Below are 19,887 nucleotides of genomic sequence, written 5' to 3' on the forward strand. Positions count from 1 at the left end.
ACGAACCTCGGCGTGCTGGATGTGGTCGAGGGCGGGCTCGCAATCGTCGAGACCGCCCAAGGCGTCACCGAGGCCGACCTGCGCGCCGCAACCGAGGCAACGATTGTCTGAGCCTGAGATCACCCGCGCCGTGGACGGCACGAAGGGCCGCTATGTGCTTGTTCAGGATGGCCATGAGGCCGATCTCACCTACTCGATCCTGTCGCGGCAGACGATCATCGCCGATCACACCGGTGTGCCGGACGCCTTGCGGGGCAGCGGCGCCGGCCTCGCACTCGTGACCCGGCTTGTCGCGGATGCGCGGGCGGAAGGTTTCAAGATCGTACCGCTCTGCCCCTTCGTGAATGCGCAGCGCCGCAAACACCCGGACTGGGCCGACGTGTTCAACGTCTAGCCTAAAGCAATTCGCCTCAATCACGGCTTTGCCGATGCGCTCCGGTTCATCGCGGCAAAGACACAGCCGTCGCTGATCAGCTCCGGTGGGGTCAGGCAAAGTCCGCGCGCGACCTGGAAGGCTGCAAGCACCTTGGGCACATAGTCGCGCGTCTCGGCAAAGGGGGGCACGCCGTCGTAGCTGCGCACCGAGCCTTCGCCTGCGTTGTATCCGGCCAGCACCAGCACCGGGTCGCCGCCGAACTCTTCCATCAGCCAGTCAAGGTATTTCACGCCGCCCGCAATGTTCTGTGACGCCTCGAAGCTGTCAGCCACGCCGAACCGCGCCGCTGTATCGGGCATCAGCTGCATCAGCCCTTGTGCCCCGGCGCTGCTGACGGCTTCGGTTTTTCCCGCCGATTCAACCGAGATCACCGCCAGCACCAGCGCCGGCGACACGCGTGTGCCCACGGTCGATTTCAGGATGTGCCGCCCGTTGGCCTGCGCGATGCCCTGCATATGCTGGAGCCGCGGCGCCGGAACCTCGCCTGAGCCGGTGATCACATCCATGATGGACGAGAGCCGTCCGGGTTGCACGTCAAAGATCGACGGCGAGACCTTGTCCCAGAACCAGCCGTATTGCCCAACAGGCGCGGTGGATGGCGGCGCGTCGGCCGCAGGCTCTGGTGGCAGGGGCTCGGGAACCGCGAGGGCGGCGCGCTGTGCGTCGGGGTCGATCTGAACGGTGATCCGCTTATCGCCTGTCTTCGGCACGCCGACGCGCTTGGCCTCGAATACGGGAAAGGGTCGGGGCGTATCGGCCACGACCGGCTGCGCCATAAGCGCCATGGCCACCGCCAAGCTCGCAAAAAGCCTGCTCATCTGGACTGCTCGCACGATTGGTTGCGCTGTTTTGCTCGCAACATCGCAGAGAAACGGCCCCCAGGCCAGAAAATCCGGGCCAAAACGGCGGCGATTTTGCCACATTCGCCCCTCGATTTAAGCAAATGTAAACGGGAGTGATTTTTTTATGTTTTAAAATCAGGCACTTAAGTTATCGTTAGCGCTTTTTTGCGCCAAAACCTGAAAAGTCACATTTGCCGCCAAAATCATGCCCGAATCCCTTGGCTATATGGGGACATACCAAGTCGGACGGGCCAATTGAGAGAGACGGTCCCTGAGGACGGCAAGGTTAGCAAGTGAACTCGAATGATCCTTTGGAGGGACATACCGATGATGAAATTTATCAAGAACTTCCGCAAAGACGAAGACGGTGCGGTGACGGTGGACTGGGTTGTGCTGACAGCTGCAGTTGTCGGCCTGGCCATCGCGGCCTACAGCTCGATCCAGGACGGTGCGACCGCCCTGACAAGCGAGACATCCGACTACCTCGGCGGCATCGACGTCGGTAACATCGGCGGCGCCGGCGGCGGCGAAGGCGGCGGCGAAGGCGGCGGCGAAGGCGGCGGCGAAGGCGGCTAAGTCCGCGCCGAGGCTCACAAAGCCTGAACAAATTCACGGGGCCGCTTCATTCGCGTGAACGCGGCCCCTGTTTTTACCCGGATCCAAAAATGGTTCCCCAATTGAAAGCCTAATCATGCTCAATGCTTTTCAAAAATTCAAAAAAGATGAGGCCGGGGCTGTTACTGTAGACTGGGTGGTCTTGACCGCTGCGGTGGTCGGGCTGGCAACCGCGCTCGTGATCGAACTGCGCGCTGGCTCGTCCGGCGTGACCGAAAACACCGAAACTTTCCTCAGAAACCAGGAAGTCGGAAACATCGGCGCAACTGAGTGATCGCGTTGGCCATCAACCTCCTAACAGGCCGCCCCTCGACACGTGGGGCGGTTTTTTCCGGAGTCGAATGGTCTAGCCAAATCGCAAGCGCCGGCAAACTGAGGCGATTGTTGCTGAATCCGGGCGAAAATCACCGCACGGACACCGCTTGACCGCCAAATTGCCACAATCAACAGCAAGTATTGGATCCAAACGGTCTGCCCAACGACGGCGCGTTCGAGAAACGAGGTTTAAGATTATGCGAATGGTATTCGGATTGGTGCTTCTGGCCGGCGTCGCGCTTGCGGGCGGCGCGGTCTACATGGCCAAGAACTATATCGGTGCGTATCAGGCAGAACTGGCGCGTGCCAAGAAGGAACAGCAGCAGGTGGTACCGACCCAGACGGTCTATGTCGCCACACGCACGCTGAAATACGGCGAGACACTGAAGAAGGACGACGTGCGTGCCGTGGCTTGGCCCAAGACCTCTCTGCCCAAAGGCACGTTCAGCGAACTTGAGGCCCTGTTCCCGACAGATACAGATGCGCCGCGCCGGATCGTCCGCCCGATGGAAGAGGACGAACCCCTGATGGCCATCAAGGTGACGAAGCCCGGCGAAGACATGGGGCTGACAACGCGACTTGAGAAGGGCATGCGTGCCTTTGCAATCCGCGTCGACGTGGCCAGCGGTGTGTCCGGCTTCCTGCGGCCTGGAGACCGCGTCGATGTCTACTGGACCGGTCGTGTCGACACCGGCGATGGTGGCGGAGATGTGACGCAACTGATCGACAGCTCGATCCAGCTGATCGCCGTCGATCAGAATGACGAAACGCTGACCGGTGCGCGGATTGCCCGGACGGTGACCGTGGCCGTCCGGCCCGAGCAGGTCGCCGCCCTGGCACAGGCGCAATCCACCGGCACCCTGTCCCTGGCGCTCGTCGGCATTGGCGATGACACGGAATTGTCGGATATCCAGGTCGATCAGGTCTCGCTGCTCGGCCTCAAGCAGGCGGCACCCAAGCCCAAGGCGCAAAAACCGCGCGAATGCAGCATCCGGACCCGTCGCGGCGCAGAGGTGGTTTCGATCCCCATTCCCTGCACAAACTGAAGCAAAACCAACGGATTACCACAGGCGCCGCGCATCCCCGCGGCGCCTTTCTTTTTTGGTCTGTTGCCATTTATCCACATAAAGGCCCAAGCAGAACCCGTTGATTCTTGCAAAAAAATCAAAACCGGCGCACATTACAATTTATGCGGGCATTAAGACCCGAAATCGAGGCGTGATCAAAAAGGGCAGGTCACATGAAGATGAACGGATTTTTGAAAGCGGCCCTTTTGGGGCTGGCACTGAGCGTGTCATCGCTGCCGATCACGGCGCCGGTGACAGCACAGGCCGAAACACTTCGCGTCGTCACCAAGGGGACAAACCGGACGCTTGCGGTGCCGATGAACCGCGCTGTCGTGGTCGAAAGCGAGATCCCTTTTGCAGAGCTCAGCATCGCGAACCCAGGCATCGCCGATATCTCGTCCTTGTCGGACCGCAGCATCTATGTGCTCGGCAAGACCCCCGGCATGACCACGCTGACACTTCTCGATGCCACGGGACAGCTGATCACCAATGTCGAAGTGCGCGTCGCACCGGATGTGACCGAATTCAAGGAGCGGCTGGGCCAGATCCTGCCCGGCGAGCGCATCGAGGTGCGGACGGCGAACGATGGCATCGTGCTCTCCGGTACGGTCTCCAGCAGCCAGAAGCTGCAGAAAGCGCTTGATCTCGCTGCACGCTACGCGCCGGATCGCGTCTCGAACCTGATGAGCGTGGGCGGCATCCAGCAGGTGATGCTGAAGGTCCGCTTCGCCGAAATGAACCGCACGGTATCGAAATCGCTCAGCAGCTCGCTGGCCATTGGTGGCGGGGATGCGGCCATCGGAACCGGCAGCGCCGCAGCCGCCGGGTTTGCCAACTCCCTGCTGGACCGCCCCACCTTTCCCACGGTGACCGAAAACGCGGGCTCCGCCGCAGTTAGTTTCGGCCTTGGATCGGTCCAGATCGGTCTGCTGCTCGAAGCACTTGAAAGCAAGGGGGCTGTGCGCACCCTGGCCGAGCCCAACCTCGTGGCCCTCTCCGGGCAAGAAGCCAATTTCCTGGCCGGCGGCGAATACCCGGTGCCGGTGGCGCAGGACGAAGACACGATCACGGTTGAGTTCAAGCCCTTCGGTGTCGAGTTGAACTTCGTGCCTCGTGTGGTGGACGAGGACATCATCAACCTGCAGTTGTCCGCTGCCGTCTCTGCGATCGATCCGTCGAACGGTGTCAGTCTTGGCGGCGGCTTCGTGCTCGACGCCTTTACCCGGCGTGAAACCTCCACCACGGTCGAGATGCGCGACGGTGAAAGCTTTGCCATCGCAGGTCTCTTGCAGGATGACTTCACCGATCAGGCGACCCAGCTGCCCTGGATCGGCGATATCCCGGTGCTGGGCGCGCTCTTTCGCAGCGCAGAGTACCAGCGCAGCCAGACGGAGCTGGTCATCATCATCACCGCGCATCTGGTCACGCCGACCCGCGGCGAGGCCCTTGCGCTGCCGACCGATCGGGTCAAGCCGCCCACCGAACAGGATCTCTTCCTCTTCGGGCGGACGGCGAGAACCGGCAATTCCACGGCCCAAGGTCCGCTTGGCGAAGTGGCCAAGCAAGACTTCAGCGGCTCCTACGGCTATGTGATGGAGTGATAGAATGGCACGGCTGACCTCAGGCAAACTGCGCGCCCTTACCCTGCTCACCGGTCTTGCGGCCCTGGCCGCCTGCGGCGAACAGGGCGCAGGCGGCGGCAAATGGTTCCGCGAAGCAGGCGCCCAACTCGACGGCGGCGAATTCGGCAACGCCACGATGCAGAACATGGTGGCTCAGGTTTGCTTTCCGCAGGGCCGCGGCGGCGCCTATGGCGCCGGCAAGATCGGCAGCGTACCCGGCGATCCGGTTGTGGTGATCGATCCCGAGAGTACTCCGCGGCAGCCGGTCTACCGGGTGCATTGCGATGGCCGGCTCGACGGCAAATACGCTCGGATCATCTACCGCGACTACGTGAGCAGCGCCGGTCAGGCCATCACGGTCACCGCAGCGGATGCCGAGTAGAGCCCCTGGGCTCTGCTCCGACAAACCCCGCTCCAGCTGGAGTATTGTGTCGAGATACCCAACAATTGGGCGGATTGAGCCCTAATCTCGCCCAAGTTCACTGCGATTTTCTTCTCAATGGGACACGTATGCCCGGCCACAGAGTCGGGCATGGGCGTCGCAGGGGACGTTGGGGTGACATAACAAGATAATCCTCCGGTGCTCTGCTTCGCCCTTGAAAAAGGAAGACGAGGCAATGAGCAAACTGCCGCAAACGGACACATCACTCATCGTGGCCTGCACGGTCAGCCGCGATGTCCAGAACTTCGATCTGTTGATCGAAGACATGGAGCTTGCCCTGGGCGAGAGCTGGGGTGACCTGGGATTTGCCGAGGCGCTTGCCTTTTTCGAACAACCCGAGGCCGAGGCGCTCGAATTCATCGCCCTCGCCCTCGATGAGACGGATGAAGAGAAGCTGCCGCTGATGGGCGAGATCATCACCCAGGCGAAGGCCCGCGGCATCAAGGTGATCCTGATTGCCGAAGACGTGACCCCCGCCGCGCTGCATTCGCTGCTGCGCCAGGGTGCCGATGAATTCGTCCCCTACCCGTTGCCCGAGAACGAGCTGGGCGAGGCCATCGAACGGGTCCGCGCGCAGGAACAGATGATGGCTGCGGGTGGCGCGCGCCTGCATTCCGAGAACCAGAAAGAGGGCGCGGTGATCGTCGTGCATGGCCTTGCCGGCGGCACCGGCGCGACCACGCTGGCGGTGAACCTCGCGTGGGAACTGGCAACGGCTGACAAGGAGGACGGCCCCAGCGTCTGCGTCCTCGATCTCGATCTGCAATATGGCGCGGTTGCGACCTATCTCGACCTGCCGCGGCGCGAGGTGGTTTATGACATGCTCTCGGACACCGAAGGCATGGACGACGAAATCTTCGGTCAGTCGCTGCTGACTTTCCAGGACCGGATGCAGGTTCTGACGGCACCGATGGAGATGCTGCCGCTCGACATCATCACCGCGGAGGATGTGAACCGTGTGCTCAAGATGGCCCGGCGGCACTTCGATTATGTGGTCATCGACATGCCCTCGACGCTGGTGAGCTGGTCCGAAGCGGTGCTGAGCGCCGCTCATGTCTATTTCGCGACGGTCGAGCTCGACATGCGCTCGGCCCAGAACACCTTGCGGTTCAAACGTGCGCTCCAGGCCGAGGAGCTGCCGGTCGAAAAGCTGCGTTACGTTATGAACCGCGCGCCGAAATTCACCGATCTGAATGGCAAGAGCCGGGTCAAACGCATGGCGGAAAGCCTCGGGATCTCGATCGATGTGCATATGCCGGACGGCGGCAAACCGATCACGCAAGGGGCGGATCACGGCCTGCCGCTGGCCCAGTCGGCGCCGAAGAACCCCCTGCGGCGCGAAATCGCCAAACTGGCCGCCTCGATCCACGAACTCAACACCAACGACGTCAAGGCCGCCTGAGCGCGCAAAGGATAAGCGATGTTCTCGAAGTACAAAAAACCATCGTCACAACCGCCCGCAGAGGCCAAGCCGGCTGCGCCGGTCACCGATATCGCGGCGGCGAAACCGGCCGCGACGCCGGTTGTAACCCGCAAGGCAGCGCCCACCGCGCCGGCCCAGGCCGCGCCGATGGACAAGGAGCGCAAGCGCAAGGAGCGCATGGGCGAGATCAAGCTCGACCTGCACCGAGTGCTGCTCGACAATCTGAACCTCTCCGCACTCGAGCACGCCAGCGAACAGGACCTGCGCCAGGAAATCAGCGCGATTGCCAGCGAATTCCTCGAAGAGCGCAGCATCGTTCTGAACCGTGAAGACCGCCAGACGCTCACCTCCGAGCTCTACGACGAGGTGACCGGGCTGGGCCCGCTCGAGACGCTGCTGAAGGACGAGACCGTGAACGATATTCTCGTGAACGGCCCCCAGCAGATCTTCGTGGAACGCGCGGGCAAGCTGGAGCTGACGGATGTCACCTTCAAGGATGAAAAACACCTGCTGCGGATCATCGACAAGATCGTCTCGGCCGTGGGCCGCCGGGTGGACGAGAGTAACCCGTATGTGGACGCCCGACTCAAGGACGGCTCGCGCTTCAACGCGATGGTGCCGCCCGTCGCGGTCGACGGCAGCCTCGTCTCCATCCGGAAGTTCAAAAAAGACAAGCTGGGCATCGACGATCTGGTGCAATTCGGCGCCTTCACCGAGGAGATGGCAGCCTATCTGCAAGCGGCGGTGGCCACGCGGCTCAACATCATCGTCTCTGGCGGGACAGGCTCGGGTAAGACGACGACACTGAATGCGCTCTCCAGCTTCATCGACAATTCCGAACGCATCCTCACCATCGAGGACACCGCGGAACTGCAGCTCCAGCAGATCCACGTGGGCCGAATGGAAAGCCGCCCGCCGAACGTGGAAGGCAAGGGCGAGGTCAGCCCGCGCGACTGTCTGAAGAACGCGCTGCGCATGCGTCCAGACCGCATCATCGTGGGCGAGACCCGCGGCGAGGAGGTCATCGACATGCTGCAGGCCATGAACACCGGCCACGACGGCTCGATGACGACGATCCACGCCAACTCGGCCCGCGACGGCATCTCCCGGCTTGAGAACATGATTGCGATGGCGGGCGTGGAAATGCCCATCAAGGCCGTGCGCAGCCAGATCTCCTCGGCGGTGAACCTCATCGTGCAAGCCTCGCGCCTGCAGGACGGCTCGCGCCGCATGACCTCGATCACCGAGATCACCGGCATGGAAGGCGAGGTGATCTCCATGCAGGAGATCTTCCGCTACCAGCGCGTGGGCCTCACGCCCGACAACAAGATCATCGGTCATTTCACCGCCACCGGCGTGCGCTCGGCCTTCGCCGAACGCTTCCGCCTCTGGGGCTACGATCTGCCGCCTTCCATCTATGAACCCATCGCCGCCGAATAGGGATGAGACACCGACGCCACGCCTTGAGGACACCCATAATGTCCTACCGCTTCGCTACTTGAGGACACCCATGATGTCCTACCGCTTCGCTACTTGAGGACTTGCTCATGAATACCGAATTCATCGTCTATGGCCTGATCTTCGTCGGCGTGCTTGTGCTCGTCGAGGGCCTCTACCTCGTCACCTTCGGCAAATCGATCAGCCTGAACAGCCGCGTGAACCGTCGGCTGGAGATGCTCGACAAGGGCAACGGCCGCGAAGAGGTGCTGGAAAAGCTGCGCAAGGAAATGCAGCAGCACATGAAGTCGCGCAGCATTCCGCTCTACTCGCTCCTGGGTGAGAAGGCGCAGAAGGCGGCCATCGCCTTCACCCCGCGCCAGCTGATCATGATCATGGCCCTGCTCGCCGGTGTCGCCTTCATGGGTCTGACCGTTGGCACCGCAACCGAAGTGGGTGTGCGTGCCCTGCTCTCCGTGGGCATTGGTGTAGGCGCGGTCTACCTCTGGGTCTCGCAGAAGGCCAACAAGCGCCTGTCGATGATTGAAGAACAGCTGCCCGACGCGGTCGAGCTCATGGTGCGCTCCCTGCGCGTCGGCCACCCGTTTTCCTCTGCCATCCAGATCGTCGCCAAGGAAGTGCAAGACCCGCTGGCTTCCGAATTCGGCATGATCGCGGATGAATCCGCCTACGGGCGCGACGTCGGCGACGCGCTGAAGGAAATGGCCGAGCGGCTCGACATGCAGGATTTGCGCTTCCTCGCCGTGGCCGTGACCATCCAGCAGACCTCGGGTGGTAACCTTGCGGAAATCCTCGCCGGGCTTGCCAAAGTGATCCGGGCGCGCTTCCGCCTCTTCCGCCGTGTCAAGGCGATCACGGCCGAAGCGAAGTGGTCGGGCAAGTTCCTCTCGGCCTTCCCCATCGTGGCGCTGATCGTGATCAACGTCTCCGACCCGAATTACTACGACGAGGTGCGCGACCACGCGCTCTTCATCCCGGCCTGCTTCGCCGTGGGCATCATGCTGGCGCTGAACCTTATCGTGATGCGCATTCTGACCGACATCAAGGTGTAAGGATCTGAAACCATGGAATTTCTTAGCTCTCTGAACGCCGCGGTCACCGATGCACTCGGCCCCTTGGGCCCGATCATCATCCTCGGCACAATCGGGGTCGTCATGGTCGCCGTCACGATCGTGCTGATCCTTCAGCAGCCCGAAGACCCGATGAGCAAGCTGAAGAAGTCGGCGCAGTCGCCCGACGCCGCCAAGGCGCCGCAGCAGCGCCTGCGCCAGGGCGAGCGCAACGAGCAGCTACAGCGCTTTGCCAGCTTCCTCGAACCTCAGGACCACGCCCAGCTCAGCAAGAAGCAACTGCAGTTGCGGCAAGCGGGGTACCAGAGCAAGGACGCCGTGCGCATCTTTCACTTCGCGCAGTTCGCCCTCGCCCTTCTCGGTCTTTTGGGCGCCTTCGTCTACCTGATCGTACTGGGGGGCGGCGAAGGCTTCTCGGGCAACAAGATGATGATCTACTTCCTAGTTCCAGGCGTGATCGGCTACTACCTGCCTACCTATTGGGTCACCCGCCGGGTCGAGATGCGAAAGGAAGAGATCACCAGTGGCTTCCCCGACAGTCTCGACATGATGCTGGTCTGCGTCGAAGCCGGTCAGTCGCTTGACCAGTCGATCGTGCGGGTGGCGCGCGAGCTGCACGCCTCCTACCCTGCCCTCGCCCAGGAATTCGACATCGTCGCCTACGAGATGAAGGCCGGCAAGGACAAGACGCAGGTGCTCAACGACATGGGCGAGCGCTGCGGCGTGCAGGACGTGTCTTCTTTCGTGACCGTTATGATCCAGTCGGCCACCTTCGGCACGTCGATTGCCGAGGCGCTGCGGGTCTACGCCGCCGAGATGCGCGACAAGCGTGTGATGCGCGCGGAAGAGGCCGCAAACAAGTTGCCAACGAAGATGACCCTTGCCACAATGATGTTGACCGTGCCGCCCCTGCTGATGATCCTCGTGGGGCCCTCGGTGCACGGCATCACGCAACTGGGCAATATGACCGCGAATTGATGACATCACCGGCCCGGCGAGCCACCGCCCTTTTCCTTGCTTTCGGCCTGGCGGGCTGCGTGACCGGCACCGATCCGGTGGCGCTGCCCGAGGGCCAGGTCGATGCCCCCGGCGTGGACCTCAGCGGCGAGGCGGTGGACGGGGTTGAGGTCGGGCATCGGTTGCTGGCCGCGGGCGAGTATGAACTCGCCATCAAGTCCTTTCATCGCGCAGCGCTGGAACGGGGTGCCATGGATGCGGAAATCCTCGCCGGCCTGGGCAGCGCGAACCTCGGGCTGGGCCGCCTTGGCCAGGCCGAAACGCTGCTGCGGCGTGCAATTGCCATGGAAGATGCGCAGCCCGAGGACTGGAACAACCTCGGCGTGGTGCTGATGGAGGCGGGCAAACCGGTAGAGGCCGAACAGATTTTCAAGCGCGCCTTCGCGCTCGACAACGGCGAAAGTGTCGAAATTCGAGATAACTTGCGCTTAGCGCTCGCAAAATCCGAAAATTCTGCTACAAATGGGGTACAAACCGACGACTATAAGTTGGTACGGCGTGGCAGCAGTGCTTTCCTGATCCGTCAGACGCCGTAATCGAGGCATGAGCAGTAAAAGGACGCAAGAACATGCGCCACCCCATCCTTCTGTCCGCCTGTCTGGCGGGTGCGGTTCTCATTGCAGGCTGCGCCGAAAAAGACGCTGACGACACCGTTGAACGGGCTTTTCAGGACGTCAACGTGATCGATGAGAGCAACCTCAATGACGTGATGTTGACGGTCGCCGACCCCAATGAGGCGGTGAGCTATTTCACGCGTTCCACCAATGAAAAGCCCGACCGCATCGATCTTCAGCGCGGGCTGGCCTATTCCCTCGTACGCGCCAAGCGTTTTGCCGAGGCCGCCCCCGCCTGGAAAAAAGTGACCGAGATGGAGGGTGCCACGGCCGAGGACAGTGTGGCCTACGCCGATACGCTGATCCGCACGGGTGCCTGGGAAGAGGCCGAGGCCACGCTCGACGCCCTGCCCCCCACCCACGAGACCTTCAACCGCTACCGCCTCGAAGCGATGCTCGCCGACAGCAATGAGGAGTGGACGAAGTCCGACAGTTTCTACGAGATCGCAACGGGGCTCACCACCAAGCCCTCCGGCGTGCTGAACAACTGGGGTTACTCCAAGCTGACCCGCGGCGACTACAAGGAGGCCGAGCGGCTCTTCGGTGAAGCGATCCGACAGGACCCGACGCTCTTTACCGCCAAGAACAACCTCGTTCTGGCCCGCGGCGCACAGGGCGACTACACCCTGCCGGTGATCCCGATGGACCAGACCGAACGGGCGCAGCTGCTGCACACGATGGCGCTCTCTGCGATCAAACAGGGGGACGTGGCCGTGGGCAAATCGCTCCTGCGCGACGCGATTGAGACCCACCCGCAGCATTTTGAGCCTGCGGTGCGGGCGCTGAACGCTCTGGAAGCCTGAAGGCGCGCGCCCCATGGCGATCACCGCCTCCTCCGCCTGGTGGTTTTTGCCATTCGTGCTGCCGATCTGCTTTTACGTCGCCTTCACGGACCTCTCGCGCATGAAGATCACCAACCAGACGGTGGTCGTTCTGGCCCTCGTCTTCGTCGTGGTCGGCCCCTTTGCGATGCCGGATCTTGAGACCTACCTGTGGCGGCTGGTGCAGCTCGGCATCATGCTGGTGCTCGGCGTCCTGCTCAATGCCATCGGGGCGATGGGTGCCGGCGATGCCAAGTTCATCGCCGCCGCTGCCCCCTTCGTGGCCGCCGCCGATATCCGATTGATCATGGCGCTGCTTGCGGCCTCCCTGCTGGCCGCCTTCGTCACTCACCGGATCGCGCGCGCCACGCCGCTGCGCCGGCTCGCGCCCCACTGGGCCAGCTGGGATCAGGGCAAGAAATTCCCCATGGGCCTCGCGCTGGGTATGACGCTTTCGCTCTACCTGATCCTCGCTGTCCTTTATGGTGCCTGATTTACGCCATTTTCACCGGATATCCTGCAGATAGAGGGGCGGCTCCGCGCCGCCGCCATGCTTGCTGGTCTCGAGGACGATCCGATGAATATGCACACCGCCGACGTCTTGTCACCGCCGCAGCCGAACACGCTGGCCGACATGCAGCTCTCCACCGTGATGATGCGCGACATCGTGCTGAAGACGATGTTCCGCAAGAACGTCGATATGGTCAGCGACCTCAGCAAGGCGATCTGCCTGCCCGTGCGCGTCACACAAGAGCTGATCGACATGGCCCGCGAACAGCGGCTGCTTGAGGCCACGGGCACGCTCAACGCCAACAATGGCAACGAGATGGGCTACCAGCTCACCGAAGCCGGCAAGGCACGCGCACTCGACGCGCTGGCACAATCGGAATACTTCGGCGCGATGCCGGTGCCGCTCGATGTCTACCGCGAACAGGTCAAGCGCCAGTCGATCCGCAACATCCAGGTGACCCGAAACCAGCTGACCGGCGCGATGGGCCACCTCGTGCTGCCAGACACGCTGCTCGACCAGCTGGGGCCGGCGGTGTCTGCCGGGCGCTCGATCCTGATGTACGGCCCCCCCGGCAATGGTAAATCCTCGATTTCCAACGGCATCCGGGACGCGCTTGGCGATCATGTGTTCGTGCCGCGGGCCATCGAATACGCAGGCCAGGTGATCACCGTCTACGACCCGATCGTGCATGCCGCCGTGCCGGTCGAGGAGGACGATCCCACTTGCCTGCGGCGCGCACCGAAATTCGACCAGCGCTATGTGAAATGCGAACGTCCCACGGTGATCACCGGCGGTGAACTGTCGCTCGACATGCTCGATCTGGTCTACAACCCCACCGCCCGCACCTACCAGGCGCCGCTGCAGCTGAAATCGACAGGCGGCATCTTCATCGTCGACGACCTCGGCCGCCAGGCCGAGCCGCCGCAGGCGCTGGTCAACCGCTGGATCGTGCCGCTGGAAGAAAGCAAGGACATCCTCGCCCTGCAATCGGGCGAGAAATTCGAGGTGCCCTTCGACACGCTGGTGATCTTCTCTACCAACTTCCACCCCAACGAGATCTTCGACCAGGCCGCCCTCCGCCGGATCTTCTTCAAGATCAAGATCGACGGGCCGAACCAGGAGAACTTCCTGAAGATCTTCGCCATGGTCGCCAAGAAGCGCAGGATGCCGCTGGACGAGGCCACCTTGGTGCATCTGCTGAAGGTCAAATACCCCGAGATCGACAACATCTATGCCAATTACCAGCCGATCTTCCTGATCGACCAGATGATCTCGATCTGCGACTTCGAAGGCATTCCCTATCAGATGAGCCCCGAGCTGATCGACCGCGCCTGGGCGAATATGTTCGTGAAAGACGAGCACATCGTGAAGTAGTGGCGGACGGCGGGCGTCACGACTCATCCGCGTCCGCGCAATACTCCAGGAGATCGCCGGGCTGACAATCGAGCTCAGCGCAGATGGCCTCGAGCGTATTGAACCGCACGCCGCGGACCTTGCCGGACTTCAGCAGGGAGAGGTTCTGTTCGGCAATGCCGATCCGTGCTGCAAGCTCCCGCGAGGTCATCTTGCGACGCGCCAGCATCACGTCGAGTCGGACAACGATCGCCACATCACACCACAGCGCGATGATCGCGCCACAACTCGGCGCCCAACGCGAAGGCTCGCGCCATGAACCCCGCGAAGAGGGCGGAAAGCAGCAGCGACAGCTGCAACGGTCCCAGGCTGAGGCTGAGGCTTCGCGCGCCGTCGCCGAGCCCCCAGGTCGCCACCGGCGATGCGATCAACTGCGAGACCAAGCCCCAGCCCAGCATGACCCAAAGCGAGGCCGCCAGCCGTCGCGCAGACCGCGCCGCTGCCTCCGGGTCACCGGCTGCCAGATGCCCGAACATCGCCCGTGCCATGCCCAGAAGCACACACCAGACCGCTAGGTGCACCGCCAGCAGACCCGCCAGCACCGCGATTTGCCACGCCGCCAGCGGGCCCGGCGAGCCGCCACTCATGCGCGCCAAGCCCTCCCCCAGATCCGCGGTTGCGGCGAAGAGCCAGACGGCAAGCGCAACCGCAAGCACGCAAAGCAGCACGAGGCCAGATGTCATCACAATTTGCAGCCGCCGCGCCGAAGCGGTCAGCCGGTCGGGGTCGATCATCGCACGTTCCTCTTAATTTTTTTCATGTTTTACATTAAACAATTCATATGATTCGTAACACAAGCAGGATATCCATGCACCAAAATCTTCTTGCACCCGCAGCATTCGCCTTTGCCGCCCTGATCCTTTCGGCCTGTTCCTCCGTGACACCGGCGGGGTTGATGGCGGCAAGCCGGCTCGACCCGCTGAACACGTCACCGACGGAAATCGTCGTCGCTGTCGGCGTGCCGGACAGTTTGCGTCTGGCCGATGGCGACGCCCAGCTCTACATCGGCTTCAAGGGTGGCAGCGCCGCGTCCACGGTCCTCGTGGAGGAAACCGCGCCGCTACAGGTTAGCCGCGCTCCAGACGGCGCGATCAAACCAAACGGACCGGATGAGGCGATCTATCTCGCGCGGCTTGCGCCGGAAGATGCGGCGCGAATCGCCGCGGCCCAGGCCGAGATCAAGGCGCTGCGCGGGCGCGGCATCGACGGACAGGGTACGCTCAGCATTGCCGTGACCGGCGGCTGCCGCGTTGGAGCACCGCTCGCGGCCCTTCCGGTCTCCACGTGGCTGCAAACCAGCCCCGAGGATGGGTTCGTTCGCCTGACCCGGCAGCGAGATGTATTTCGAGCAATGGACGAGGGCAATCGCGCGGCCTTAGAGGCCGAACTGACCCCGTGCCCATCGTAGTCAGACGGGGCCACGGGCGATATGACCTTTGCTGCCCGTGACGTCCGGTTGCTCTTGCCGGTCAAGAGCATCCGGATCCAGTCCCCGTTACATCCGGCAGGTGCTCCAACTTTCTTCTGGCCCGAAATATCCCGGGGGTTTGGGGGCTGGCCCCCAATCGGCAATCGGCTATCTTGCTCCGCATGACGGCCCTGCCCCAGATGTTTCACGACTGGTTCGCCACCAAGGGGTGGTCCATCCACCCGCACCAGCAGCAGATGCTCGACCGCGCCAACGCGCCCGCCTTGCTGCTCATCGCGCCCACAGGGGGCGGCAAGACGCTGGCCGGCTTCCTGCCCACGCTGGTTGATCTCGCCGAGGCACCACGCGACGGGCTGCATACACTCTACATCTCACCGCTCAAGGCCCTAGCCGCTGATATCAAACGGAACTTGACGACCCCGGTCAGCGAGATGGGCCTGCCCATCCGCATCGAAGACCGCACCGGCGACACGCCCGCCAGCCGCAAGAGACGCCAGCGCGCGGACCCGCCGCACATCCTGCTGACAACGCCAGAAAGCCTCGCGCTGCTGACCTCCTACGAGGACGCCCCGCGCACGTTCAAAGGGCTCAAACGGGTGGTCGTCGATGAAATCCACGCGCTGGCCGAAAGCAAGCGCGGCGACCAGCTCATGCTGGCGCTCGGGAGGCTCCAGCGCCTCTGCCCCGATCTCAGACGCGTCGGCCTCTCCGCTACGGTCGAGGATCCGGACGCCATTGCCCAGCAACTCGCCCGCCACCCCGACCCCTGCGAAATCCTGCTGGCCGACCCCGGGCCGGCACCGGATATCTCCATGCTCACCACCGATGAGGCGCCTCCCTGGTCGGGCGGCGGTGCGGCCTATGCGATCCCCGCGGTGCTCGATCAGATCCGCCAGCACAAGACCACGCTGATCTTTCATAACACCCGCGCGCAGGCGGAAATTTTCTTTCATAATCTGTGGCTTGCCAATGACGATGGCTTGCCCGTCGGCATCCACCATGGCTCGCTCGACCGTCAGCAACGCGAGCGCGTCGAGGGCGCCATGGTGCGGGGCGAGCTGCGCGCCATCGTGTGCACCGGCAGCCTTGATCTGGGAATCGACTGGGGCGATGTGGACCTCGTGATCCAGATCGGCGCGCCCAAGAACGTGAAACGCCTCGTACAGCGGATCGGCCGCGCCAACCACCGCTACAACGCCCCCTCCAAGGCGCTGCTGGTGCCGGCCAACCGCTTCGAAGTGGTCGAATGCGTGGCCGCCCTCGAAGCCGTCCGCGCAGGCGCGCTCGACGGCGACCCGCGCGGGCGCGGCCCCCGCGATGTGCTCTGTCAGCACATCCTGATCACCGCCGCCGCCGGCCCCTTTGACACCGATGCGCTCTATGCCGAAGTCATCACGGTGGGCGCCTACGCACGCCTCACGCGAGCCGAGTTCGACGCTTGCCTCGATTTCTGCGCGACCGGCGGCTACGCGCTGCGCGCCTATGACCAGTGGCAGAGGCTCCTGCAGCGCCCGGACGGTCGGTGGCAGCTGCGCGACCCGCGCGCGGCGCAGCAAATTCGCATGAACATCGGGACAATACAGGACACAGACACGCTGAAAGTCCGGCTGAAACGCAACAGCGGCGGCAAGCCTTTGGGTGAGGTCGAAGAGGGCTTTGCCGCCTCACTCACGCCGGGCGACACCTTCCTGATCGGCGGGCAGATCGTGCGCTATGAAGGCCTGCGTGAGATGACTGTCGAGGTCAGCCGCAACGCCGCCAAGAAACCGAAAGTGGCCACCTTTCTGGGCACCAAATTCGCGACTTCGACGCAGCTTAGCGCCCGCGTGATCGAGATGTTTCAGCAGGAGAGTTGGCCCGAGCTACCGGCCCACACCGCCGACTGGCTGCATCTTCAGCGCGAGGTCAGCCAGCTGCCCGAACCCGGGCGTCTGCTGATCGAAAGTTTCCCACATGACGGGCGCGAACAGACGGTGATCTACGGCTTTGCCGGGCGCAACGGTCAGCAGACGCTGGGGCTTCTGCTGACCAAGCGCATGGAGGAAATGAAGCTGAATCCGATGGGCTTTGTCGCCACCGATTACGCCACCCTGATCTGGGGGCTGACGCGGGTGGACAATCCCGCGCCGCTCTTCGATCTCGACGCGCTTCAGGACGGCTTGGAGACCTGGCTCGCCGGAAATGCCGTTATGAAACGGACCTTTAGAGCCAGTGCGACCATTGCCGGCCTGATCCAGCGCAACACGCCCTCGGCGCGCAAGACCGGCCGTCAGGCGACCTTCAGCTCCGACATCCTCTATGACACGCTGCAAAAGTACGACCCCGGCCACCTGCTCCTCGATATCACCCGCGAGGAAGCGCTGCGCGGGCTGGTCGACTTTGGACGCATCGAGGAAATGGCCCAGCGTGTGGGCAACCGGATCGACCACATCACGCTCGACCGCGTGACCCCGCTCGCGGCCCCGCTCTTTCTGGAAATGGGGCGGGTGCCGGTCAAGGGCGCGGCAGAGGAGAAGCTGCTGGCCGAGGAGGCCGCGCGCCTGATGGAGACCTCGGGGCTGGCCAACATCACTCCGGAGCCGGCCAGCAAACCGCGCTGGCGCGTGGGCTATTGAAGACTTGCGCGGGCCCGCGGGATACGCGATGAACAAAGCATGAACTGCCATGACTTCACCTTTGCCGGTGCGGCGCTGAAAGCGCTGGGGTCGGGCGCGCTCTGGTGGCCCCATCAGGCGCTGCTCTGCGTCTCGGACCTGCATCTCGCCAAATCCGAGCGCGTCGCGCGGCGCAGCGGGCAATCATTGCCGCCTTACGAGACGCGCGACACCTTGGAGCGGCTTGCGGCCGACCTTGCCGCAACACAAGCGCGTCTCGTGATCTGCCTGGGCGACAGCTTTGACGATCTGACCGCCGCCGCGAGCCTGCCCGAACAGGAACGGCTCTGGATCACCCAGTTGCAGGCGGGCCGGCGCTGGGTCTGGATCGAGGGCAATCACGACCCCGGCCCCCTGGAGTTCGGCGGCACCCATCTGCAGGAGATGGCGCTCGGCCCCCTGACCTTCCGCCACATTGCCAGTGCCGAAGCGACGGGCGAGGTCTCCGGTCACTACCACCCAAAGGCCGGGCTGCACGCGCGCGGGCGGACCATCACGCGGCCTGCGTTTCTCTTTGATTCCAAGCGTTTGATCCTGCCCGCCTATGGCACCTACACCGGTGGGCTGCACAGTCACAGCGATGTGCTGGGCACCCTGATGCAACCGGATGCCCTTGCCATTCTGACCGGTCCAATGCCCACATGTGTCCCGATGCCACGCTGAGGAGTGCAGATGGACGCCGGAAACACAGACCGCATTCGCCGCAGTTTCGCAGCACAGGCGATGATGGCCACGCTGGGGGCGGAGATCACGGCGGTCGCCGAGGGCGCCGTGGAGATCACCGCGCCCATCCTGCCGAGCGCCACCCAGCAACAGGGCTATGGTCATGCAGGGCTCACCTTTTCCATTGGAGACAGTGCTGCGGGCTACGCCGCGCTCACGATGCTGCCACCCGACACCGAGGTCGTCACCGCCGAAATCAAGATCAACCTCCTGGCGCCGGCAATCGGCGACACGCTGCGCGCGCGGGGGCGGGTGATCAAACCCGGGCGTCGGCTGGTGGTGGTCAGCAGCGAGGTGCACGCGCTGAAGGACGGCACGGAAACGCTGATCGCCGTCCTGCAAGGCACGATGGTCCCGGTGCCAGGCTGACGGTCCTGGATCGACCGAAGCTCTCAGCCAGACCGCCCGGCTGACAAGCGGGGCAGCGCCTGCAGCCCCCTCGATGGGGGATGCAGGCGCAGTTCCCTCCGCACAAATGCTATCTCAAAGCTAAGGCCTAGCAGACGTGCTAGGCGGTCAGCCCCTCGGGCTCAGGCAGCCCATTGGCGCGGCAGCAGGCGGTGACGGTATTCGCAAGCAGACAGGCGATGGTCATCGGCCCCACTCCGCCCGGCACCGGCGTGATCGCCCCCGCCACGGCCGCACAGCTTTCATAGTGCACGTCGCCCACCAGCTTGGTCTTGCCGTCGCCCTTCTCCGGTGCGTCGAGGCGATTGATGCCCACATCGATCACTGTGGCCCCCGGCTTGATCCAGTCGCCCGGCACCATTTCGGGCCGGCCGACCGCGGCCACGACGATATCCGCCCGGCGCACGACGTCCGCGAGATCCTTTGTACGGCTGTGCGCGATGGTCACCGTGCAGCTGTCGCCCAAGAGGAGCTGCGCCATCGGCTTGCCGACAATGTTCGAGCGGCCGATCACCACCGCATCCAGACCCGACAGGCTCCCGTGGTGATCCCGCAGCATCATCAGACAGCCCAGCGGCGTGCAGGGCACCATCGACTTCTGCCCGGTGCCGAGCAGACCGACGTTCGAGATATGGAAGCCGTCCACGTCCTTCTCGGGCGCGATGGAGTTGATCACCAGATCCTCGTCCAGATGCTTCGGCAGCGGCAGTTGCACGAGAATGCCATGGATTTCCGGATCGTTGTTCAGATCGTCGATGACCTTGAGCAGATCCGCCTCAGAGGTCTCGGCATCGAGCTTGTGTTCGACCGATTTCATACCAACCTCGACGGTCTGCTTGCCCTTGGAGCGCACGTAGACCTGGCTCGCCGGATCCTCCCCCACCAGCACCACCGCCAGCCCCGGCGTGATCCCGTGCGCGTCCTTCAGCTTGGTCACATGCTCCGCCACCTGCGCGCGAACCGTTGCGGCAAAAGCTTTTCCATCGATGATCTTGGCTGGCATATGT

General features: G+C 63.3%; 22 protein-coding genes and 1 pseudogene. 19 read left to right on the forward strand and 4 right to left on the reverse strand.

The features are described 5' to 3' along the window. Together MUB52_RS15675 and MUB52_RS15680 are read left to right on the forward strand one after the other, a co-directional pair. A pseudogene (locus MUB52_RS15675) lies at positions 1-111 on the forward strand (succinyl-CoA--3-ketoacid-CoA transferase); the annotation flags it as partial. Then, on the forward strand, positions 104-394 hold the full coding sequence (locus MUB52_RS15680; protein WP_263845185.1) for a GNAT family N-acetyltransferase: 291 nt from the start codon (positions 104-106) through the stop codon (positions 392-394). The pseudogene MUB52_RS15675 and the gene MUB52_RS15680, both read left to right, overlap by 8 nt. Before the next feature lie 20 nt (positions 395-414). Here the strand turns inward: MUB52_RS15680 and MUB52_RS15685 are convergent, their stop codons facing one another. Continuing rightward, positions 415-1,254 (reverse strand): lytic transglycosylase domain-containing protein, encoded by an 840-nt coding sequence (locus MUB52_RS15685; RefSeq protein WP_263845186.1) that lies wholly within the window; start codon positions 1,252-1,254, stop codon positions 415-417. Positions 1,255-1,605: 351 nt separating this feature from the next. Between MUB52_RS15685 and MUB52_RS15690 the strand changes: the two genes are divergently transcribed. The 13 genes from MUB52_RS15690 to MUB52_RS15750 all read left to right on the forward strand — a co-directional run bounded on the left by MUB52_RS15690 (position 1,606) and on the right by MUB52_RS15750 (position 13,627). Continuing rightward, a complete protein-coding gene (locus tag MUB52_RS15690) occupies positions 1,606-1,854 on the forward strand; it encodes a Flp family type IVb pilin (protein ID WP_263845187.1) in 249 nt (82 codons plus the stop codon). A gap of 115 nt (positions 1,855-1,969) precedes the next feature. Continuing rightward, positions 1,970-2,167 carry a hypothetical protein gene (locus MUB52_RS15695; protein WP_263845188.1) on the forward strand — a complete coding sequence of 66 codons (198 nt, stop codon included), beginning with the start codon at positions 1,970-1,972 and terminating at the stop codon, positions 2,165-2,167. Positions 2,168-2,405: 238 nt separating this feature from the next. Continuing rightward, positions 2,406-3,254, forward strand: a complete 849-nt coding sequence (gene cpaB, locus MUB52_RS15700; protein ID WP_263845189.1) for a Flp pilus assembly protein CpaB — start codon at positions 2,406-2,408, stop codon at positions 3,252-3,254. 194 nt (positions 3,255-3,448) lie between these two features. Then, positions 3,449-4,876, forward strand: coding sequence for a type II and III secretion system protein family protein (locus MUB52_RS15705; RefSeq protein ID WP_263845190.1), 1,428 nt, complete (start codon positions 3,449-3,451; stop codon positions 4,874-4,876). 4 nt (positions 4,877-4,880) lie between these two features. Beyond that, positions 4,881-5,279 carry a hypothetical protein gene (locus MUB52_RS15710; RefSeq protein ID WP_263845191.1) on the forward strand — a complete coding sequence of 133 codons (399 nt, stop codon included), beginning with the start codon at positions 4,881-4,883 and terminating at the stop codon, positions 5,277-5,279. A gap of 235 nt (positions 5,280-5,514) precedes the next feature. Beyond that, complete coding sequence (locus MUB52_RS15715) at positions 5,515-6,741, forward strand: AAA family ATPase (protein WP_263845192.1); 1,227 nt, start codon at positions 5,515-5,517, stop codon at positions 6,739-6,741. An 18-nt stretch (positions 6,742-6,759) separates the two neighbouring features. After that, complete coding sequence (locus MUB52_RS15720) at positions 6,760-8,202, forward strand: CpaF family protein (RefSeq protein ID WP_263845193.1); 1,443 nt, start codon at positions 6,760-6,762, stop codon at positions 8,200-8,202. A gap of 107 nt (positions 8,203-8,309) precedes the next feature. Then, positions 8,310-9,272 (forward strand): type II secretion system F family protein, encoded by a 963-nt coding sequence (locus tag MUB52_RS15725; protein WP_263845194.1) that lies wholly within the window; start codon positions 8,310-8,312, stop codon positions 9,270-9,272. A 12-nt stretch (positions 9,273-9,284) separates the two neighbouring features. Further along, a complete protein-coding gene (locus MUB52_RS15730) occupies positions 9,285-10,268 on the forward strand; it encodes a type II secretion system F family protein (RefSeq protein WP_263845195.1) in 984 nt (327 codons plus the stop codon). Next, positions 10,268-10,843, forward strand: a complete 576-nt coding sequence (locus tag MUB52_RS15735; RefSeq protein ID WP_263845196.1) for a tetratricopeptide repeat protein — start codon at positions 10,268-10,270, stop codon at positions 10,841-10,843. Before MUB52_RS15730 ends, MUB52_RS15735 begins: the two co-directional genes overlap by 1 nt. A 32-nt stretch (positions 10,844-10,875) precedes the next feature. Next, complete coding sequence (locus MUB52_RS15740) at positions 10,876-11,724, forward strand: tetratricopeptide repeat protein (protein ID WP_263845197.1); 849 nt, start codon at positions 10,876-10,878, stop codon at positions 11,722-11,724. Between the two features lie 13 nt (positions 11,725-11,737). Next, positions 11,738-12,235, forward strand: a complete 498-nt coding sequence (locus MUB52_RS15745) for a prepilin peptidase (protein ID WP_263845198.1) — start codon at positions 11,738-11,740, stop codon at positions 12,233-12,235. An 84-nt stretch (positions 12,236-12,319) separates the two neighbouring features. Further along, complete coding sequence (locus MUB52_RS15750; RefSeq protein ID WP_263845199.1) at positions 12,320-13,627, forward strand: ATPase; 1,308 nt, start codon at positions 12,320-12,322, stop codon at positions 13,625-13,627. Between the two features lie 16 nt (positions 13,628-13,643). Here the strand turns inward: MUB52_RS15750 and MUB52_RS15755 are convergent, their stop codons facing one another. Then, complete coding sequence (locus MUB52_RS15755; RefSeq protein ID WP_318527437.1) at positions 13,644-13,862, reverse strand: helix-turn-helix transcriptional regulator; 219 nt, start codon at positions 13,860-13,862, stop codon at positions 13,644-13,646. Between the two features lies 1 nt (position 13,863). Beyond that, the gene (locus MUB52_RS15760) at positions 13,864-14,400 is read right to left on the reverse strand and encodes a hypothetical protein (protein WP_263845200.1); all 537 of its coding nucleotides are present in this window, start codon (positions 14,398-14,400) and stop codon (positions 13,864-13,866) included. Between the two features lie 74 nt (positions 14,401-14,474). Between MUB52_RS15760 and MUB52_RS15765 the strand changes: the two genes are divergently transcribed. From MUB52_RS15765 to MUB52_RS15780, 4 genes are all read left to right on the forward strand, one after another. Then, entirely contained in the window at positions 14,475-15,074 is a 600-nt protein-coding gene (locus tag MUB52_RS15765; protein WP_263845201.1) for a hypothetical protein, read from the forward strand. 182 nt (positions 15,075-15,256) lie between these two features. Then, positions 15,257-17,710 carry a ligase-associated DNA damage response DEXH box helicase gene (locus MUB52_RS15770; protein ID WP_263845202.1) on the forward strand — a complete coding sequence of 818 codons (2,454 nt, stop codon included), beginning with the start codon at positions 15,257-15,259 and terminating at the stop codon, positions 17,708-17,710. A 39-nt stretch (positions 17,711-17,749) separates the two neighbouring features. Beyond that, a complete protein-coding gene (gene pdeM, locus MUB52_RS15775; protein WP_263845203.1) occupies positions 17,750-18,412 on the forward strand; it encodes a ligase-associated DNA damage response endonuclease PdeM in 663 nt (220 codons plus the stop codon). A 9-nt stretch (positions 18,413-18,421) separates the two neighbouring features. Continuing rightward, the gene (locus MUB52_RS15780; RefSeq protein WP_263845204.1) at positions 18,422-18,841 is read left to right on the forward strand and encodes a PaaI family thioesterase; all 420 of its coding nucleotides are present in this window, start codon (positions 18,422-18,424) and stop codon (positions 18,839-18,841) included. Positions 18,842-18,980: 139 nt separating this feature from the next. Here MUB52_RS15780 and folD read toward each other — a convergent pair whose 3' ends face one another. Further along, a complete protein-coding gene (gene folD, locus MUB52_RS15785; protein WP_263845205.1) occupies positions 18,981-19,883 on the reverse strand; it encodes a bifunctional methylenetetrahydrofolate dehydrogenase/methenyltetrahydrofolate cyclohydrolase FolD in 903 nt (300 codons plus the stop codon). Positions 19,884-19,887: the final 4 nt, after the last annotated feature.

This window comes from Roseobacter sinensis, from assembly GCF_025755255.1.
GTDB lineage: Bacteria > Pseudomonadota > Alphaproteobacteria > Rhodobacterales > Rhodobacteraceae > Roseobacter > Roseobacter sinensis.

Excerpts from the sequence above, each read along its gene's own strand:
- MUB52_RS15685 (WP_263845186.1), bottom strand. The coding sequence starts at position 1,254 with ATGAGCAGGCTTTTTGCGAGCTTGGCGGTGGCCATGGCGCTTATGGCG.
- MUB52_RS15690 (WP_263845187.1), top strand. The coding sequence starts at position 1,606 with ATGATGAAATTTATCAAGAACTTCCGCAAAGACGAAGACGGTGCGGTG.
- MUB52_RS15695 (WP_263845188.1), top strand. The coding sequence starts at position 1,970 with ATGCTCAATGCTTTTCAAAAATTCAAAAAAGATGAGGCCGGGGCTGTT.
- cpaB (WP_263845189.1), top strand. The coding sequence starts at position 2,406 with ATGCGAATGGTATTCGGATTGGTGCTTCTGGCCGGCGTCGCGCTTGCG.
- MUB52_RS15705 (WP_263845190.1), top strand. The coding sequence starts at position 3,449 with ATGAAGATGAACGGATTTTTGAAAGCGGCCCTTTTGGGGCTGGCACTG.
- MUB52_RS15710 (WP_263845191.1), top strand. The coding sequence starts at position 4,881 with ATGGCACGGCTGACCTCAGGCAAACTGCGCGCCCTTACCCTGCTCACC.
- MUB52_RS15715 (WP_263845192.1), top strand. The coding sequence starts at position 5,515 with ATGAGCAAACTGCCGCAAACGGACACATCACTCATCGTGGCCTGCACG.
- MUB52_RS15720 (WP_263845193.1), top strand. The coding sequence starts at position 6,760 with ATGTTCTCGAAGTACAAAAAACCATCGTCACAACCGCCCGCAGAGGCC.
- MUB52_RS15725 (WP_263845194.1), top strand. The coding sequence starts at position 8,310 with ATGAATACCGAATTCATCGTCTATGGCCTGATCTTCGTCGGCGTGCTT.
- MUB52_RS15730 (WP_263845195.1), top strand. The coding sequence starts at position 9,285 with ATGGAATTTCTTAGCTCTCTGAACGCCGCGGTCACCGATGCACTCGGC.
- MUB52_RS15735 (WP_263845196.1), top strand. The coding sequence starts at position 10,268 with ATGACATCACCGGCCCGGCGAGCCACCGCCCTTTTCCTTGCTTTCGGC.
- MUB52_RS15740 (WP_263845197.1), top strand. The coding sequence starts at position 10,876 with ATGCGCCACCCCATCCTTCTGTCCGCCTGTCTGGCGGGTGCGGTTCTC.
- MUB52_RS15745 (WP_263845198.1), top strand. The coding sequence starts at position 11,738 with ATGGCGATCACCGCCTCCTCCGCCTGGTGGTTTTTGCCATTCGTGCTG.
- MUB52_RS15750 (WP_263845199.1), top strand. The coding sequence starts at position 12,320 with ATGAATATGCACACCGCCGACGTCTTGTCACCGCCGCAGCCGAACACG.
- MUB52_RS15760 (WP_263845200.1), bottom strand. The coding sequence starts at position 14,400 with ATGATCGACCCCGACCGGCTGACCGCTTCGGCGCGGCGGCTGCAAATT.
- MUB52_RS15765 (WP_263845201.1), top strand. The coding sequence starts at position 14,475 with ATGCACCAAAATCTTCTTGCACCCGCAGCATTCGCCTTTGCCGCCCTG.
- MUB52_RS15770 (WP_263845202.1), top strand. The coding sequence starts at position 15,257 with ATGACGGCCCTGCCCCAGATGTTTCACGACTGGTTCGCCACCAAGGGG.
- pdeM (WP_263845203.1), top strand. The coding sequence starts at position 17,750 with ATGAACTGCCATGACTTCACCTTTGCCGGTGCGGCGCTGAAAGCGCTG.
- MUB52_RS15780 (WP_263845204.1), top strand. The coding sequence starts at position 18,422 with ATGGACGCCGGAAACACAGACCGCATTCGCCGCAGTTTCGCAGCACAG.
- folD (WP_263845205.1), bottom strand. The coding sequence starts at position 19,883 with ATGCCAGCCAAGATCATCGATGGAAAAGCTTTTGCCGCAACGGTTCGC.